A 347-nucleotide genomic window follows, 5' to 3' on the forward strand; every position below is an offset into this window, starting at 1 on the left:
ATCTGGATTCCGACCCATGCCGCCGACCTGGTGCTGGTCGACACGGTGGCTGCGACCAGTTCCGTCCTCGATGTCGAGCTGGTTGGCCTGGCGAGGTTCTTCAGGGCTGATGCGCCCGGCCGGCGTGATATCCGCATCGAGCTGTACGGCGGGCAGGTCTTCCATCGGCGCATCCTCGACGTCAGCGAGCTGAACGTCGACGTCGAGCGCATGGCGATCGACAGCGCGCTCGGCACAGTTGTCCGGCCGAGCGACGTTGCGCGCATCTCGTTCATGACCCTCTGCCGGCAAGACAGCGACAGCGTGCAGATCACCCACGAAACCGACACCGACGGCATCAGCACAGC

At 65.1% G+C, this 347-nt stretch carries 1 pseudogene; it reads left to right on the plus strand.

The features are described 5' to 3' along the window. Positions 1 to 347 (plus strand): annotated as a pseudogene (locus tag HMPREF2924_RS36940) (hypothetical protein); the annotation flags it as partial.

This window comes from Pseudomonas sp. HMSC063H08 (assembly GCF_001813645.1).
Lineage (GTDB): Bacteria > Pseudomonadota > Gammaproteobacteria > Pseudomonadales > Pseudomonadaceae > Pseudomonas > Pseudomonas aeruginosa.